This is a genomic window from Proteus genomosp. 6 (assembly GCF_040139785.1).
In the GTDB taxonomy this organism is placed as follows: Bacteria; Pseudomonadota; Gammaproteobacteria; order Enterobacterales; family Enterobacteriaceae; genus Proteus.
In genome coordinates this window covers 415685-431700 of the sequence record NZ_JBEEVJ010000002.1, presented here as the reverse complement: position 1 = coordinate 431700, position 16016 = coordinate 415685, and the positions used below count along the sequence as shown (strand labels likewise).

Here is a 16016-nt window from a genome sequence, read left to right as displayed (position 1 = left end):
TCTCCTTGTTATTTCCTCTAGCCGTTCTCATTAAAGATGTTTAAGCTATAAGCCTGTATCAGAAAAAAGGACATTACAATGAGCTATACTTTGTACCTTCAGAAAACACCACCTGCTGGCGCTGAGGTGCCGTTTCCTTCTTTAGCAAAAGGAAATTATCCATTAAGTGAAGTTTTAATTAATGCTTTTTTAAATCTGATGCAACTAACAGGAAACTTAGATACTGATGCTGTTTTAGATGAAAAAGCATTTGATAAAATTTGGCTAAAAGCAGAAATGACGCCTGCACGAATCGAAGAAGTCGGGGACTATATTTATCATAAAACTCCGACTTCCCCAGAGCCTGTTGAAGAAGAAATAGCATTATTTAAGCAGGCAATGAAAGAAGAAGAAGCGTTGCTTGCTCAAGAGAGTAAAAAAGAAGGGAATATCCCTATTCATAAATTCGCTACTAATGATGGTTGGATTGTCACACCGAAAGAGTGTGAGATTATTGCTTCTACACTTACTGCTAACTTGTTGGAAGATAACCGGCTTTTTGTTGAAAAAATTGCAAAGATGTCTCATATTGCGCATCGTTCTTTAGAAATTGCCTTAATTGATTTTGGTAAGTTTAATCAATTTGCTAAGAAATATGGTGGTTATCGGGTGTATTAAAAATAAAGAGCTTCTTAGTAAGAAGCTCTTTAAAATAAAATTATTGAGTATAATGGCTGGTCTTATTAATTAATGCTAGGTGCTTATCTATTCTTAACGATGTAGTCGGTGTTTGTTTGAAATTTGGCGATAGGTATTCTTGAATAATTTCTATAAAACTTTCCTTTATATTCTTAAGGTTTTCAGAATATTTTGCTATTTCGGTATTTTCATTAAGACTAATTAATTTTTCAATGTTATTTTCATTAAGACTAATTAATTTTTCAATGTTATTTTCATTAAGACTAATTAATTTTTCAATGTTATTCTCATTAAGACTAATTAATTTTTCAATGTTATTTTTATTAATATAATTTAAAATATTATCTTTTTTTTCTTGATATGTTTTTTTTATTTCTTCATTAATAATGTTATCTGAACTAATTAATCTTTCAAAATTTAAAGATATCTGTTCTATTGTTTCTTTAATTAAATATTCATTATTTTTAGTATTTTGTATGAAATTAGTCAATTCAGTATCTGATTGTATTTTCTTATTCAAAGAATTCACATGATATATTGATTTTTCGTTTTTCTGTTTAGCGCTTTGTAACATTGTGTTATTCGTGTTTTGGGTTGATGTTATACTTCCATTTAAGTCATTATTTACTTCTTTTATATAAGGAATGAAATTTGTTTGGGTGATCCTTAAGTGATTAAAACTACCTATTTTTTTCATTGAGATATCCATATTTTTTAATAAAGTGAGGTTGTAGTTTAAAAAAATATAAATGGAGTATCTTTAATAGATAAAGCATTTTTAATAAAGAGTATGAAATATAAAAGAGAAATAATTTCTTATCTCTCTTTTATATATTGATAATTCGTTATTAATTAAAACAATGTATCATGTAATTTACGCACAATATTATCCGCATCTTTGCCATCAACTAATAAACATAAATTGTGAGTACTTGCACCATGGCTTATCATACGAATATTATAATTTTCTAATGTGCCGAAAATTTTAATGCCTAAACCATTCACCTGTGAAAGTGAATTACCAATCACAGCAACTAATGCTAGATCTTCTTCTACTTCAACACGGCATAATGCGGATAATTCAGTTAAGAGTGCATTGGTTAATAAACTCCCCAATGCGTTGGTAGTGCCAGTTGTATCAAGTGTTAACGCAATGCTCACTTCTGATGTGGTTATCACATCAACAGAGATATGATGGCGCGATAAAATAGTAAATATCTCTGCTAAAAAACCTCGTGCATGAAGCATTTTCAGGCTGTGTAATGTGAGTAAAGTTTGTTTTCTACGTAGTGCAATTGCGCGGAATACAGGTGGATTTTCTGTTTGAGCACAAACTAATGTACCGCCTTCTTCGGGGGCTTTGCTAGACCCCACAAACACGGGAATACCACTACGTACAGCGGGTAATAATGTGGCAGGGTGTAAAATTTTAGCGCCAAAGGTGGCCATTTCAGCCGCTTCATCAAAGGCAATTTGATCGATACGATGTGCCTCTGGCACTATTCTTGGGTCAGTACTATAAATACCCGGTACATCCGTCCAAATATCCACACGAGACATTTTGAGTGCTTCACCAATCAGTGCCGCCGTATAGTCGCTACCACCACGTCCTAAAGTTGTGGTTCTGCCTTTAGGCTCTTGACCAATAAAACCTTGCGTTACAATCACGGTTTCTTCTAGACGAGGTTGTATAAGGCTTTGTGTGAGCTCGGTGAGCTGTGCCATATCAGGTTCAGCGTGACAAAATAGATCATTGGTTTTCATCACTTTTCTGACATCAAACCAATCTGCCTGTATGCCTTTTTCACGTAATAATTCAACAAATAGCAAGGTTGACATTAATTCACCGTGACTGACTAATTCGTCTGTCAAGGCATCAGATGTGGCAAGTGAAGCAGCTTCAGAGAGCATCTCAATATTCTCAAGCAGACGATTTATTTCTTGAGAAATAATTTCTGGCTGAGAAAGCTGGTTGATAATTGCATACTCAATATCACGAACTTGTGAGAGCAAAGCTTCCCGTTGTGAAGGCTCTGTACCTGCTGCAAGCTCAATTAACAAATTAGTAATGCCGGCAGATGCCGAAAGAACCACAACACGAACTGACTTTTGTTTCAGGATAATATCTGCACATTTTTCCATTGCTGAAAAGTTAGCAACACTGGTACCACCAAATTTAGCGATAGTGTATGGCGATGATGAAGATGAAGGCGTAGCAGTATTATCAGTCATTGTCGTATTCCTTTAGGCAAAAATGAGATGTTGGACACACTTAGGAATATCGGTTATTAAGTAGAGAGTCAATGCAGAGTGAAGAATAATCAATTTAATTAATAATCAGCTCCACATTATCGGTTTTACCTATGTAAGTAATTAGTACTAGATTTGTTGAATGGTTTTGACCAATATCATCAAATGAGAAAGAATTGACTGTAACTATTAAATGTCAGGCTACAATCTGAGAATATTGGATTGTAATCTTAAGAGAGTATTGTGAATGAAAAATGTAAACCCAACCCAAACCCTAGCCTGGAAGGCATTAGAAAACCATTTCTCGGTGATCAAAAATACCGAGATGAAAACACTGTTTGCTCAGGAACCATCACGCTTTGAGCAATTTTCAAAAACGTTTTCAGACCAAATTCTAGTGGATTTTTCAAAAAACCGTATTACGAAAGAAACATTAGAAAAATTGCAGGCTTTGGCTAAGGAATGTGACGTTAAAGGTGCGATAAATAGCATGTTTACGGGTGAAAAAATCAACCGTACTGAAGATCGTGCTGTATTGCATACTGCATTACGTAATCGTAGCAATACTCCCGTCATCGTTGATGGCAAAGATGTTATGCCTGAAGTTAATGCTGTACTGAATAAAATGAAAACATTCAGTGAGCGCATTATTAGTGGTGAATGGAAAGGTTATACAGGTAAGGCAATTACTGATGTTGTGAATATTGGTATCGGTGGTTCTGATCTTGGCCCTTATATGGTGACAGAAGCATTACGTCCATATAAAAACCATCTTACTATGCATTTTGTTTCTAATGTTGATGGTACGCATATCGCAGAAACACTGAAAAAATGTGATCCTGAAACGACGCTATTCCTTATTGCATCAAAAACCTTTACTACACAAGAAACCATGACAAATGCGCATTCAGCAAGAGATTGGTTCTTAGCCTCAGCTAAAGAAAGTGCATTTGTCGCTAAACACTTTGTGGCGTTATCCACAAACAGCACAGAAGTAGCTAAATTTGGTATTGATACTGCCAATATGTTTGAGTTTTGGGATTGGGTTGGTGGTCGTTATTCATTATGGTCAGCAATTGGTTTATCTATCGCATTATCTGTTGGTTATGACAATTTTGAGCAATTGCTGGAAGGTGCTCATGCAATGGATAATCACTTTAGAACAACAGATGCTGAAAATAACATCCCAATGATCCTCGCTCTGATTGGCATTTGGTATAACAATTTTTTTGGCACAGAAACTGAAGCGATTCTGCCATACGATCAATACATGCATCGCTTTGCGGCTTACTTCCAACAAGGCAATATGGAATCGAATGGTAAGTATATTGATCGTGATGGAAACAAAGTGAGTTATCAAACGGGCCCTATCATTTGGGGGGAACCGGGTACAAACGGACAACATGCGTTTTACCAACTGATCCACCAAGGTACAAAAATTATCCCTTGTGATTTTATTGCGCCTGCAATTAGCCATAACCCACTATCCGATCATCACGCAAAATTGATGTCTAACTTTTTTGCTCAAACCGAAGCTCTCGCTTTTGGTAAAACGCGTGAGCAAGTTGATGCTGAATTTGCCGCAGCAGGAAAAGATCCTAAGACTATGGGATATGTTGCCCCTTTTAAAGTGTTCGAAGGTAACCGCCCAACTAACTCTATTCTGTTAAAAGAAATTACGCCTTATTCATTAGGTGCATTGATTGCAATGTATGAACATAAAATCTTTGTACAAGGTGTTATTTTCAATATCTTCACCTTTGACCAATGGGGTGTTGAATTAGGCAAACAACTGGCTAATCGTATTCTTCCTGAGTTAAAAGGTAAGGAAAGTGTTAACAGCCATGATAGCTCAACAAATAATCTGATTAATCGTTATAAAGCATGGCGTTAATCGAATAAACTGAATATAAGTAGTTGGTTAGATAGAAAGGAGGTTTTTATGACCTCCTTTGTTTTTTGATTGTTTAGTGCTCCATCTGATTTTCTTTTAACGCTTTTTTAGATTATTTATGCGAAATGTTATCAGCTTTTAACTTCCCTTAGTCACATCATGATATCCTTACGCATCATGACTCATACTAGTTAGGATCATCAAAGCGTGATGATGAATAAATGTTCAAAAAATCAATAATTACCCCTGCACCTATTCATTGGCTACCCAGTGAGGAACATGCAAGTATTCAAGAAAGTACATTAAGTTGGTTAATGGAATTAGGCTCCATGACAAGGCGATTTGAACAATATTGCCAAAAAGTCACCGTAATGCCTTATCAAGAAGGGTTTATTGACATTATTGAGCCCGCTGACGAAAGAGCGTGTTTACCCAAAAGTCAGCGTTATTGGTTAAGAGAAGTGGTATTGTGTGGTGACGATATTCCTTGGTTATTAGGGCGGACGTTAGTACCAGAAGAGACATTGACAGGCGAAGACAGAAAACTGGTCAATCTAAGAACCGTTCCACTTGGGCGTTATCTGTTTCAGGAAACAACATTAAGCCGTGATTTTATTCATATCGGGCAACAAAATGGGTATTGGCTACGCCGTTCTCGTTTCCAGCTTTCAGATAAACCTTTATTATTAACCGAGATGTTTCTACCTGCATCACCAGTGTATGAGAAGTAATTAGGGGGAGCTAAAATTGGAGGGAAGTATGACGCAAAGTAAATGGCAAGCATATAGCCGTTTAATGCGTATAGATAAACCTATCGGAGCGCTATTATTACTTTGGCCAACTTATTGGGCTTTATGGATTGCCGCTAAAGGTTTTCCTGATTGGCATATTCTGATTGTCTTTACTATTGGCGTGTTCTCTATGCGTGCCGCTGGGTGTGTAATAAACGACTTTGCTGACCGGAAAATTGATGGCAGTGTTGAACGAACTAAAAATCGACCATTACCTAGTGGAGCTGTGACAGAAAAAGAGAGCAAAATTCTATTTATCGTTTTGGTACTCTTGTCCTTTGCATTAGTTTTAACACTTAATACTATGACTATTTGGCTCTCTGTGGCAGGGCTTGCACTGGCGTGGTTTTATCCTTTCGTTAAACGGTTTAGTAATTTACCCCAGCTTATTTTAGGTATGGCTTTTGGCTGGTCAATCCCTATGGGATTTGCTGCTGTTTCTGAAAGTTTGCCATTAGTGTGTTGGTTATTATTCCTTGTCAATATTATCTGGTCTGTGGTTTACGATACACAATATGCCATGGTTGATCGTAATGATGATATAAAAATTGGGGTTAAATCCACCGCCATTTTATTCGGTCGTTATGACAAAATTATTATCGGTATTTTACAACTGGTGATGTTGGCATTATTAGTGGGTATCGGTATTTTGCTGAATCTGAAAGGTATCTACTACTGGTCGCTATTGTTAGTAACAGCACTGTTTATTTATCAGCAGAAACTTATTGCAGAGCGTGAAAGAGCGCCGTGTTTCCAAGCTTTTATGAATAATAACTATGTTGGTTTTGTTTTATTTGCGGGCATTTTATTTAGTTATTTTTAACGGATCATAAGTGCTAAATGGTTCTCTACAATCGAGTAGAAACAAAAAGGGATAAGCAATGCGCTTATCCCTTTTCTATTTCGGTTATGGCTCTATTTACTGATTATTCATCAGCTTTAGGCTCACTTTTTTCGTCAATAGTTTGTACTGAATTGTTATCTTCAGTGATCCCCACGCTTTCAATGGTTAAGCGAATTTCTGGTGACATTAATTTTGCAATCACTTGGTAAAGAGCAGATGCATCTGCTTTGAGAATATCTTCATTATCATTGAGATACCCTTCTTCACGTAGCGTTGAAACTAAAGTAGAGAATACCGCTTTATCAAAGAACTCAGGTGCGTTGATACCATGCAAGACTGAAAGACGTTGTGCCAAGATACGGCTCTCTTTCTCCAATAATGCACGACTAATTTCGGGTGCAAAATTGAGTAAGGAGAGTGTAATACCATAGCGTTGTAATGTTTCTCTGACGCTGGCGGCTAAAAGCTGTAATGGACGAATACGCGCTGGGTTGATACGTAGTAAGCCATCACTATCAGAACAAATCAGGCGTTGACGGCACAATTCTGCAATCAAAGTATTAATGACTTCAGGGAGTTCTTCTTTCTCATAACGAATAAATAGTTCCGCTTTAATAAGAGGGAAGATTAGCTCAACTTGTTTCATTAAATCATCACGATGGATTTTTTCATGATGTAAGATGATGCTGGCAATTAATGACGGAGTGACCATTAAGTGGATTGTGTTATTACGGTAATAAGTCATTAATACCGCGCTTTCACGAGGAAGTACCACAATATCACCCAGACTGTCTTTTTCGACTTGGAATTTATCTGATTGTAGAGCGTGTTCTAATAAGGTTTCAGCATTTTTATCAGACACAATCATATCTGTCGAATAAGGCACATTGCGTAATAATTGCAGATAACAATCGACTTGCTCTAACAGTTGCTCTCTTGTGAGTGCGCGCTGACGTGATGCCAGCAAGGCTGTTGAAACAAGGTTGATCGCATTAATCGATGCTGCATTATTGATATGAACCATAATGTTATCAGCTAGTGCGCTTACTGCTGGGTTCAACCAACTTGGACGCTGTGGCTCAATGGGATCAATATCATCACGCCATTGTGGTACAGCCTGATTTAAGTATTGTACAACAGAAATCGGCTCACCAAAGTTCACATAGCCTTGACCAAGGTTACGTAATTTACGTAATCCTCTGACCATCTGCATAAAACCTTCTTTCTCTTTTGTTGCTCCACGTAACTCTTTGGCATAGGTTGCCACTTCCATTACGTGCTCATACCCAATGTAAATTGGAACAACAGAGATAGGGCGTGTTTCACCGCGTAACATGGCTTGTACCGTCATTGAAAGTGTCCCTGTTTTAGGATCTAACAATCGACCTGTGCGAGAGCGTCCACCTTCAACAAAATATTCAATGGAGTAGCCTCGTGTAAATAGCTCACCTAAATATTCGCGGAAAATGGTGGAGTAAAGCTTGTTACCTTTAAAGGTTCTTCGGATAAAGAATGCCCCTAAACGGCGGAAAATCGGACCTGCTGGCCAGAAGTTGAGGTTAATACCTGCCGCAATATGTGGGGGTACTAAACCTTGGTGATAAAGCACATAAGAAAGCAGCAAGTAGTCCATGTGGCTACGGTGACAAGGAACATAAACGATTTCATGCCCATCTTGCGCGAGTTTACGCACGCGTTCGGCATTATAAACGTTAATACCTTGGTAGAGCTTATTCCATGTCCAACTTAATACACGATCACTAATACGCACCGCTTCATATGAGAAATTAGCTGCAATTTCTTCCATGATATCAGTGGCATTTTTACGTGCTTTATCAAGTGAGATTTTCTTCGCTTTTGATTCATCTTCAATTGCTTTTTCAATGGCTTTCGATGAAAGCAATTTATTGAAGAGATCTTGGCGTGCTGGCAATTTAGGGCCAACTGCCGCTAAACGCTGACGTGAAAAATGGATACGCGCAACGCGAGCGAGTTTTCGAGCTATACTGGTGTCAGTGCCGTGTTCGTTCGCCATTTCACGCATTGATACAGTGGGTGAAAAACGAACAAAACTATCACGACCTAACCAGAGGATAGCGATAAATTTTTGGATACCGTTAAGCACACGTAAATGTGGAACACCATTATGGCCTTCACGACCTGGAGAGCGTCCAAACATCACAGAAACTGGCAACATCTCAATATCAAGATGTGGGTTATTACGATGTGCATCAAGATAAGCGTGGAATGTCTTCACGGAATCTTTTCGAGGATCGGGCGAGTAGTAACGGAATACTCTTGGGCCGTCATCAATAAAGACGTATGCAGGAAGTTTTGTTCCGCCTATTTCAATAGGTTGCAGTGGATCTGGCAATCCTAATGATAGACATTGCTGTCTTAAAGTCAGTAAGTCCGCCTTGGAATGATAAGGCAGAACATAAAGAAAAGATCGCGACGTATCTAATCCTAATTCAGTGATAGGGTTAGTCGGAACTCGTTTGCTTTTTACCAGTAATTTTAGTGGTAAATTCAATGTGTTATAATATAGTTTACGCCAAGCTGACATAAATAGTTGTAGCCTCTTATTAGCAATACTTCGAAAGCATAACAGAAAGTCTTTCGTAGATCTGTGGTGCTGTGACAATATTAATAGAGAAAAGTGGCAAAATAATCGTTTGTTTTCGATAGAGTTTATTATGGCTAATCAAAATAAAGGTCTTACCCGAATCATTAAAGCTGGTGGCTATTCATACAAAGGCATTCGTGCCGCTTGGATTAATGAAGCCGCTTTTAGACAAGAAGCTATTGTGACCTTGGTTGCAATTATCCTTTCATTTTTCATCGATGTCAGTGGTCTAGAGCGCATTTTACTCATTGGTTCCGTTGTGTTGGTTGTGATCTTGGAACTGGTAAATAGTGCAATAGAAGCCGTTGTCGATCGAATTGGATCTGAATACCACGAATTATCTGGACGTGCAAAAGATATGGGTTCTGCCGCCGTTCTGATTGCTATTATATTGGGATTATTTACTTGGGTAACCATTCTTTGGGGGCATTTCTTCGCATAAAGTTAAAAAATTCGATTTTTGTCGAAAAATAATCCAAAGATGCGTGTTTTATATTCATTTGAGGTTTCAAATCGTCATATACCTGTATATACTCACAGTCTGACTGTATAAACAAACAGGGGGCGGAATGAAAGCATTAACTGCAAGGCAGCAGCAGGTTTACGATTTGGTTCGTGATCACATTTCGCAAACGGGTATGCCACCAACACGGGCTGAAATAGCTTCCCAACTTGGGTTTCGCTCACCAAATGCGGCAGAAGAGCACTTAAAAGCTCTTGCTCGTAAAGGTGTGATAGAAATTGTCTCTGGTGCATCCAGAGGTATCCGTTTGCTAATGGAAGAAGAGCCAGAAGGATTGCCATTAATTGGGCGAGTCGCAGCTGGTGAACCACTTTTAGCGCAAGAGCATATTGAAAGCCATTATCAAGTTGACCCAATGCTATTTAAACCAAGTGCAGATTTTTTATTGCGCGTTAATGGTATGTCAATGAAAGATATCGGTATTATGGATGGCGATTTACTTGCCGTGCATAAAACGCAAGATGTTCACAACGGGCAAGTTATTGTGGCTCGTATTGAAGATGAAGTGACAGTAAAGCGCCTTAAGAAAAGCGGTAATAAAATTGAACTTCATGCAGAAAACCCAGAATTTTCACCTATTATCGTCGATTTACGCGAACAAAACTTTACTGTGGAAGGTTTAGCAGTCGGGGTTATTCGTAACGGTGAATGGCTGTAATTTGTACCAAAGTAAGTCAACACAACTTATTTTATAAAGATGCAGATGATGTGTAAAAGCACAAAATCATCTGCATTTTTTATTTTTTAATTTGTATAAAAAAACACCACTGCACTACAAATGTAATTACAATATGATGAGTTTTAATTATGGAGGTGTTTATGACAACAATACACGTTAGAGTAGACGATGAGCTAAAAAAAGAAGCTTATCAAGTATTTGAAAAAATGAACCTGTCTCCTTCAGATGCTATAAGATTGTTTCTACGTTATGTTTCTGAAAATGAAAAGTTACCTTTCTCTGAAGTTTCTGTCGTTGTTGGTGAACAAGATGAAGATGAGGATATTTTAGCTGTTGTACGTGAGCGTTTGAAGAAACCATGTAAACGTATAAGAGTAAATATTGATGATCTTTAATATTGAGTTTGATAAGCGTGCATTAAAAGAATGGTAGAAACTCGATCAAAGCATTAAAGAACAATTTAAAAAGAAATTAAAAAAATTACAGGAAAACCCTTATATAGAGTGAGTCTGCTCGCTTAAAAGGTTATCTCTCGGGTTGCTATAAGATTAAATTACGAGCATCTGGTTTTCGATTGGTTTACCAAATCATTGATTCAGAAGTCGTTATTTTAGTTATTGCTATTGGTAAGCGTGAAGAAAGTAAAGCGTATTCATTAGCTGAAATGAGAATTCAAAAGTAGAACACGTATTAGCCAGCATTTAGCTGGCTTTTTGTATTTTATAAGCTTAACGAGGCTTATAGTCACCGGTTTTTTTCTGCTTAAGATTATCATCCATACTGTGATCATGATGACAACCTTCAGGATGAGTACACTCTTGTGCTTCGTGGCACTGTGAACATAATCCATGAATTTCGATTACGCTATGTCGTAAATGAAATCCACTCTCTTGTGCCAGTAATGAAATAGAATTTTCGATTTTATGGCTATTTTTTTCAGTGACAGATAAACAACGGTCACAAATTAGCATTACTGATGTGTGTTCAACATCATCAAAATGATGACAAAGTACATAGCTGTTGGTGGATTCTATTTTATGGATAAATCCTTGCTCAAGTAAAAATTCTAATCCACGATAAACCGTTGGCGGTTTTGCTTGTGGTTCAACTTGGCGTAGTAAATCCAATAAGTCGTATGCGCTGATAGCAGAAGGTTGCTGCACTATCAGACGCAATACTGCCAGACGTTGTGAAGTCAGGCGAACACCTCGTTTCTGGCAGATCTTTTCTGCCTGAGCGAGCAATTTCTCTTCATTCATGGGGATCAGATGCTCTCAGACGTTGTTAATGGCGCAGATCTTACCATATTTTTTGAAAGCAAACCTTTGTGTAAAGTGGGGTTTTGTGAAAATAACTTTTCATAGTGTTCTGTCATGATCATCAACAAAAAACCCAGCCTAAGCTGGGTTAATTTTTTAGATGGTTTTAAGATAATTTTTTCTGAAACTAGGTTTCAGGTAAACCTCAAAACGGAATATCGTCATCAAAATCCATTGGTGGTTCATTGTTTGGCGCTGGTGCTGCTGCAGGTTGTTGTGCAGGACGAGATTGTGCGCCACCGCTAAATTGTTGTGATGCTTGTGGCTGTTGTGGTTGACCCCAACCGCCTTGGCCACCTTGTGAAGGTGCGCCATCTTGACCACCACGGCCGCCTAACATCTGCATTGAGCCACCGATATTGACCACAACTTCAGTGCTATATCTGTCTTGACCGCTTTGGTCTTGCCATTTACGTGTCTGTAATTGACCTTCGATATACACTTGTGAACCTTTACGCAGATATTCGCCTGCAATTTCTGCCAGTTTGCCGAAAATTACCACACGGTGCCACTCGGTTTTCTCTTTCATTTCACCGGTTTGTTTATCGCGCCAGCTTTCTGATGTTGCCAGTGTCAGGTTTGCAACTGCACCACCACTTGGCATATAACGGATTTCTGGATCCTGCCCTAAATTACCGATAAGAATAACTTTGTTTACGCCTCTGCTCGCCATGTGCGGTACTCCTGCGAAAGTAAATTTTTTGAAATCATAAGCGAATAAGTTTATCACGTACGCTAAAATTTGAATATGACGCGTGATGAATTTCTCATTTGTGAACATTGTCGAAATTTTTTTGTCTCAAAATGACAGGTTTTCATCGTCATTCAATTTCACTATATATACTGTATATCCATTCAGTTAACTTTGTGTCATAATTATCCGATTCTTTCTTTTTCGGCGACTCTCTCAATCCGGGATATGTTCATGGATAAAATCGAAGTACGGGGCGCTCGCACCCATAATCTAAAAAATATCAATTTGGTCATTCCCCGCGATAAACTTATTGTTATTACGGGACTTTCTGGCTCTGGTAAATCCTCTTTAGCCTTTGATACGCTTTATGCAGAAGGACAGCGGCGCTATGTTGAATCGCTTTCTGCCTATGCTCGTCAGTTTCTTTCGTTAATGGAAAAGCCTGACGTTGATCACATCGAAGGTTTGTCTCCCGCTATTTCGATTGAGCAGAAATCTACGTCGCATAACCCGCGTTCGACTGTGGGAACGATTACAGAAATTCATGACTACCTACGGCTCTTATTTGCACGCGTTGGTGAACCTCGCTGTCCTGATCACGATATTCCATTAGCCGCTCAAACAGTTAGCCAAATGGTTGATAATGTACTTGAGCAGCCAGAAGGCAAGCGCTTAATGCTGTTAGCGCCTGTGGTGAAAGAGCGTAAAGGCGAGCATATTAAGTTACTCAATAATCTTGCTGCCCAAGGTTATATTCGTGCGCGTATTGATGGCGAAGTGTGTGATCTTTCTGATCCGCCGACATTAGAATTACAGAAAAAACATACCATTGAGGTGGTGATTGACCGTTTTAAAGTGCGTGACGATCTCGCCCAACGTTTAGCAGAATCTTTTGAAACAGCATTAGAACTTTCTGGTGGTACTGCTGTTATCTCTGATATGGATGATAACAATGCAGATGATATTATTTTTTCTGCAAACTTTGCCTGTCCTGTTTGTGGTTATAGCATGAGCGAGCTAGAGCCTCGTTTATTCTCTTTTAATAACCCTGCTGGGGCTTGCCCAACTTGTGATGGTTTAGGTGTTCAGCAATTTTTTGATCCTGAATTAGTGATCCAAAATAGAGAGATTTCTCTTGCTGGTGGTGCAATTAAAGGATGGGATCGCCGTAATTTCTATTATTTCCAAATGCTTCGCTCATTGGGTGAACATTACCATTTTGATGTTGAAGCGCCGTTTGATTCGTTACCAGATAATATTCAAAAAGTCATTTTAACGGGTTCAGGCAAAGAGAATATTGAATTTAAATACACAAACGATCGTGGTGATGTTGTTGTTCGTCATCATCCTTTTGAAGGCGTATTAAATAATATGGAACGCCGTTACCGCGAGACAGAATCAAGCGCGGTACGTGAAGAACTTTCTAAGTATATTAGTAATCGTCCTTGTGCTTCTTGTGGTGGTACGCGTTTACGCCGTGAAGCGCGCCATGTGTATGTTGAAAATACTACATTACCTGAAATTGCAGATTACAGCATTGGTCATGCGATGACCTTTTTCCAAAATCTCAAGCTCAGTGGTCAAAGAGCAAAGATCGCAGAAAAAGTCTTAAAAGAGATTGGTGATCGACTTAAATTTTTGGTCAATGTAGGCTTAAATTACCTCACACTTTCTCGCTCGGCTGAAACCTTGTCAGGCGGTGAAGCGCAACGTATCCGCTTAGCCAGCCAGATTGGTGCTGGATTAGTTGGCGTAATGTATGTCTTGGATGAACCTTCAATTGGGTTACATCAACGAGATAACGATCGTCTACTTGAAACACTGATCCACTTACGTAATTTGGGTAATACGGTGATCGTTGTTGAACATGATGAAGATGCTATTCGTGCAGCAGATCATGTTATCGATATTGGCCCAGGCGCGGGCGTTCACGGTGGTGAAATTGTTGCTCAAGGTACGCTTGAAGATATCATCAATAATCCGAATTCATTAACAGGCAAATTCTTAAGTGGTGAACGTCGTATTGCTATTCCAGAGCAACGCGTTCCAGTTGATCGTGAGAAAATGCTGACGATTTTAGGTGCTAAAGGTAATAACCTAAGAAACGTAAATCTGAAATTACCCGTGGGTTTATTTACCTGCATTACGGGCGTTTCAGGATCAGGTAAATCAACGTTGATTAACGATACGTTATTCCCTATTGCACAACGCCAATTAAATGGTGCTACAAATAGTGTTCCTGCACCTTATTTAGACGTTGAAGGTTTAGAGCATTTCGATAAAGTCATTGATATTAACCAAAGCCCGATTGGCCGAACACCTCGTTCAAATCCAGCAACTTATACAGGGGTATTTACACCTATTCGTGAGTTATTTGCGGGTGTACCTGAATCGCGTACTCGTGGTTATACGCCAGGTCGTTTTAGTTTCAACGTAAAAGGTGGTCGTTGTGAGGCTTGCCAAGGTGATGGCGTAATAAAAGTTGAGATGCACTTTTTGCCAGATGTTTATGTACCTTGCGATCAATGTAAAGGTCAGCGTTATAACCGTGAAACCCTTGAAATAAAATATAAAGGGAAAAACATTCACGAAGCGTTGGATATGACCATTGAAGAGGCGAGGGAGTTCTTTGATGCTGTGCCAGCGCTGGCTCGTAAGTTACAAACATTGATTGATGTTGGTCTTTCTTATATTCGCTTGGGGCAATCAGCAACGACTTTATCGGGTGGTGAAGCACAGCGAGTTAAGTTAGCAAAAGAGTTGTCAAAACGTGGTACGGGACAGACGCTTTATATTCTTGATGAGCCTACAACAGGGCTTCACTTTGCTGATATTGAGTTGTTACTTGAAGTACTTCATCAATTACGTGACCAAGGTAATACCATTGTTGTTATTGAGCACAATCTTGATGTGATCAAAACAGCGGACTGGATTGTGGATCTTGGCCCTGAAGGCGGAAGTGGTGGCGGTCAAATTTTAGTGTCAGGCACACCAGAGCAAGTCGCAGAGTTTGAAGGCTCACATACTGCAAGATTCTTAAAACCAATCTTAGAGCGCGGTTATTAAGATCACACCGCTTATTCCTTTATGATCTAAGCGCTACGAACAATAAACTCTTTACGGTTTGTAGCGCACTTTCTTCAAGAAAAGTAAATCCATGGGATATGATAGAATTTAATTCTATCGAAAAAAGTATTCTCTTTGGGCTATACACTTCCTTATCTATTTTTATCTTATTAGCCACCTATTTTTATAAAAAACAGATCAAATGGTTAATTGTGCTGTTTAGTAACAGTATTTTAACCAAATACGAGATAACAAAGCTAAATAGAAAGGATTATCATAGTATATCGTGATAGACAGCACAGTTTATTTGGTGATTTGTTTCAATTGTTATACTTGACTATTATTGTATAACAATAGTTATTTTTCATTATTAATCAATCATTTATTTGTTTGCAAAGGTTACAATAGAGGGAAGGTTATTATTTACTATGCTCTTTGAACAGATAATCCTATTTTTCTCCTTACGATAGAATTTTTTTCCAAATCATTTCGGGCTATCACGATTTATAACAACTTTTTTCTCCGTAATATTCCCTATCATTTACCCATAATAAATAATACCTGCAAAGAGTAAGGCTATTTCGACATCGCAATGTTAGATAGACTTTTTTTACCCCCAAAAATTCGTTTTGCTATTAACAATTACAATATA

Annotated in this window: 13 protein-coding genes and 1 pseudogene; 9 read left to right on the top strand and 5 right to left on the bottom strand. The window is 38.3% G+C overall.

Annotated features, from left to right (window positions below; translation table 11 throughout):
• Positions 1-78: 78 nt before the first annotated feature.
• Positions 79-657, top strand: a complete 579-nt coding sequence (locus tag ABN212_RS04450) for a hypothetical protein (protein ID WP_232797642.1) — start codon at positions 79-81, stop codon at positions 655-657.
• 40 nt (positions 658-697) lie between these two features.
• On the opposite strand, the gene ABN212_RS04445 is transcribed toward ABN212_RS04450, so the two are convergent.
• Together ABN212_RS04445 and lysC are read right to left on the bottom strand one after the other, a co-directional pair.
• Entirely contained in the window at positions 698-1375 is a 678-nt protein-coding gene (locus ABN212_RS04445) for a hypothetical protein (protein WP_349442941.1), read from the bottom strand.
• Positions 1376-1530: 155 nt separating this feature from the next.
• The gene (lysC, locus tag ABN212_RS04440) at positions 1531-2910 is read right to left on the bottom strand and encodes a lysine-sensitive aspartokinase 3 (protein ID WP_349442940.1); all 1380 of its coding nucleotides are present in this window, start codon (positions 2908-2910) and stop codon (positions 1531-1533) included.
• 265 nt (positions 2911-3175) lie between these two features.
• Between lysC and pgi the strand changes: the two genes are divergently transcribed.
• The 3 genes from pgi to ubiA all read left to right on the top strand — a co-directional run bounded on the left by pgi (position 3176) and on the right by ubiA (position 6436).
• Complete coding sequence (pgi, locus tag ABN212_RS04435) at positions 3176-4822, top strand: glucose-6-phosphate isomerase (RefSeq protein WP_198620616.1); 1647 nt, start codon at positions 3176-3178, stop codon at positions 4820-4822.
• A 221-nt stretch (positions 4823-5043) separates the two neighbouring features.
• Complete coding sequence (ubiC, locus tag ABN212_RS04430; RefSeq protein WP_023583078.1) at positions 5044-5553, top strand: chorismate lyase; 510 nt, start codon at positions 5044-5046, stop codon at positions 5551-5553.
• Positions 5554-5581: 28 nt separating this feature from the next.
• Positions 5582-6436: a 4-hydroxybenzoate octaprenyltransferase gene (gene ubiA, locus ABN212_RS04425; protein WP_100159029.1), complete on the top strand. Its 855-nt coding sequence runs from the start codon at positions 5582-5584 to the stop codon at positions 6434-6436.
• Positions 6437-6539: 103 nt separating this feature from the next.
• Here the strand turns inward: ubiA and plsB are convergent, their stop codons facing one another.
• Entirely contained in the window at positions 6540-9023 is a 2484-nt protein-coding gene (gene plsB, locus ABN212_RS04420) for a glycerol-3-phosphate 1-O-acyltransferase PlsB (RefSeq protein WP_109373156.1), read from the bottom strand.
• 130 nt (positions 9024-9153) lie between these two features.
• On the opposite strand from plsB, the gene ABN212_RS04415 reads away from it, so the two are divergent.
• The 4 genes and pseudogenes from ABN212_RS04415 (at position 9154) to ABN212_RS18850 (ending at position 10967) form a co-directional block, all read left to right on the top strand.
• Positions 9154-9525 carry a diacylglycerol kinase gene (locus ABN212_RS04415; RefSeq protein WP_006536373.1) on the top strand — a complete coding sequence of 124 codons (372 nt, stop codon included), beginning with the start codon at positions 9154-9156 and terminating at the stop codon, positions 9523-9525.
• Between the two features lie 127 nt (positions 9526-9652).
• Positions 9653-10264: a transcriptional repressor LexA gene (gene lexA, locus ABN212_RS04410; RefSeq protein ID WP_109373157.1), complete on the top strand. Its 612-nt coding sequence runs from the start codon at positions 9653-9655 to the stop codon at positions 10262-10264.
• Positions 10265-10425: 161 nt separating this feature from the next.
• On the top strand, positions 10426-10680 hold the full coding sequence (locus ABN212_RS04405) for a type II toxin-antitoxin system RelB/DinJ family antitoxin (protein WP_349442939.1): 255 nt from the start codon (positions 10426-10428) through the stop codon (positions 10678-10680).
• Positions 10670-10967 (top strand): annotated as a pseudogene (locus ABN212_RS18850) (type II toxin-antitoxin system RelE family toxin). Before ABN212_RS04405 ends, ABN212_RS18850 begins: the two are co-directional and overlap by 11 nt.
• Before the next feature lie 46 nt (positions 10968-11013).
• Here ABN212_RS18850 and zur read toward each other — a convergent pair.
• Together zur and ssb1 are read right to left on the bottom strand one after the other, a co-directional pair.
• Positions 11014-11544, bottom strand: coding sequence for a zinc uptake transcriptional repressor Zur (gene zur, locus ABN212_RS04400; RefSeq protein ID WP_109373158.1), 531 nt, complete (start codon positions 11542-11544; stop codon positions 11014-11016).
• 205 nt (positions 11545-11749) lie between these two features.
• Complete coding sequence (gene ssb1, locus ABN212_RS04395) at positions 11750-12277, bottom strand: single-stranded DNA-binding protein SSB1 (protein ID WP_088494417.1); 528 nt, start codon at positions 12275-12277, stop codon at positions 11750-11752.
• A gap of 252 nt (positions 12278-12529) precedes the next feature.
• On the opposite strand from ssb1, the gene uvrA reads away from it, so the two are divergent.
• Positions 12530-15364, top strand: a complete 2835-nt coding sequence (uvrA, locus tag ABN212_RS04390) for an excinuclease ABC subunit UvrA (RefSeq protein ID WP_198620615.1) — start codon at positions 12530-12532, stop codon at positions 15362-15364.
• The last annotated feature ends 652 nt before the right edge of the window (positions 15365-16016 follow it).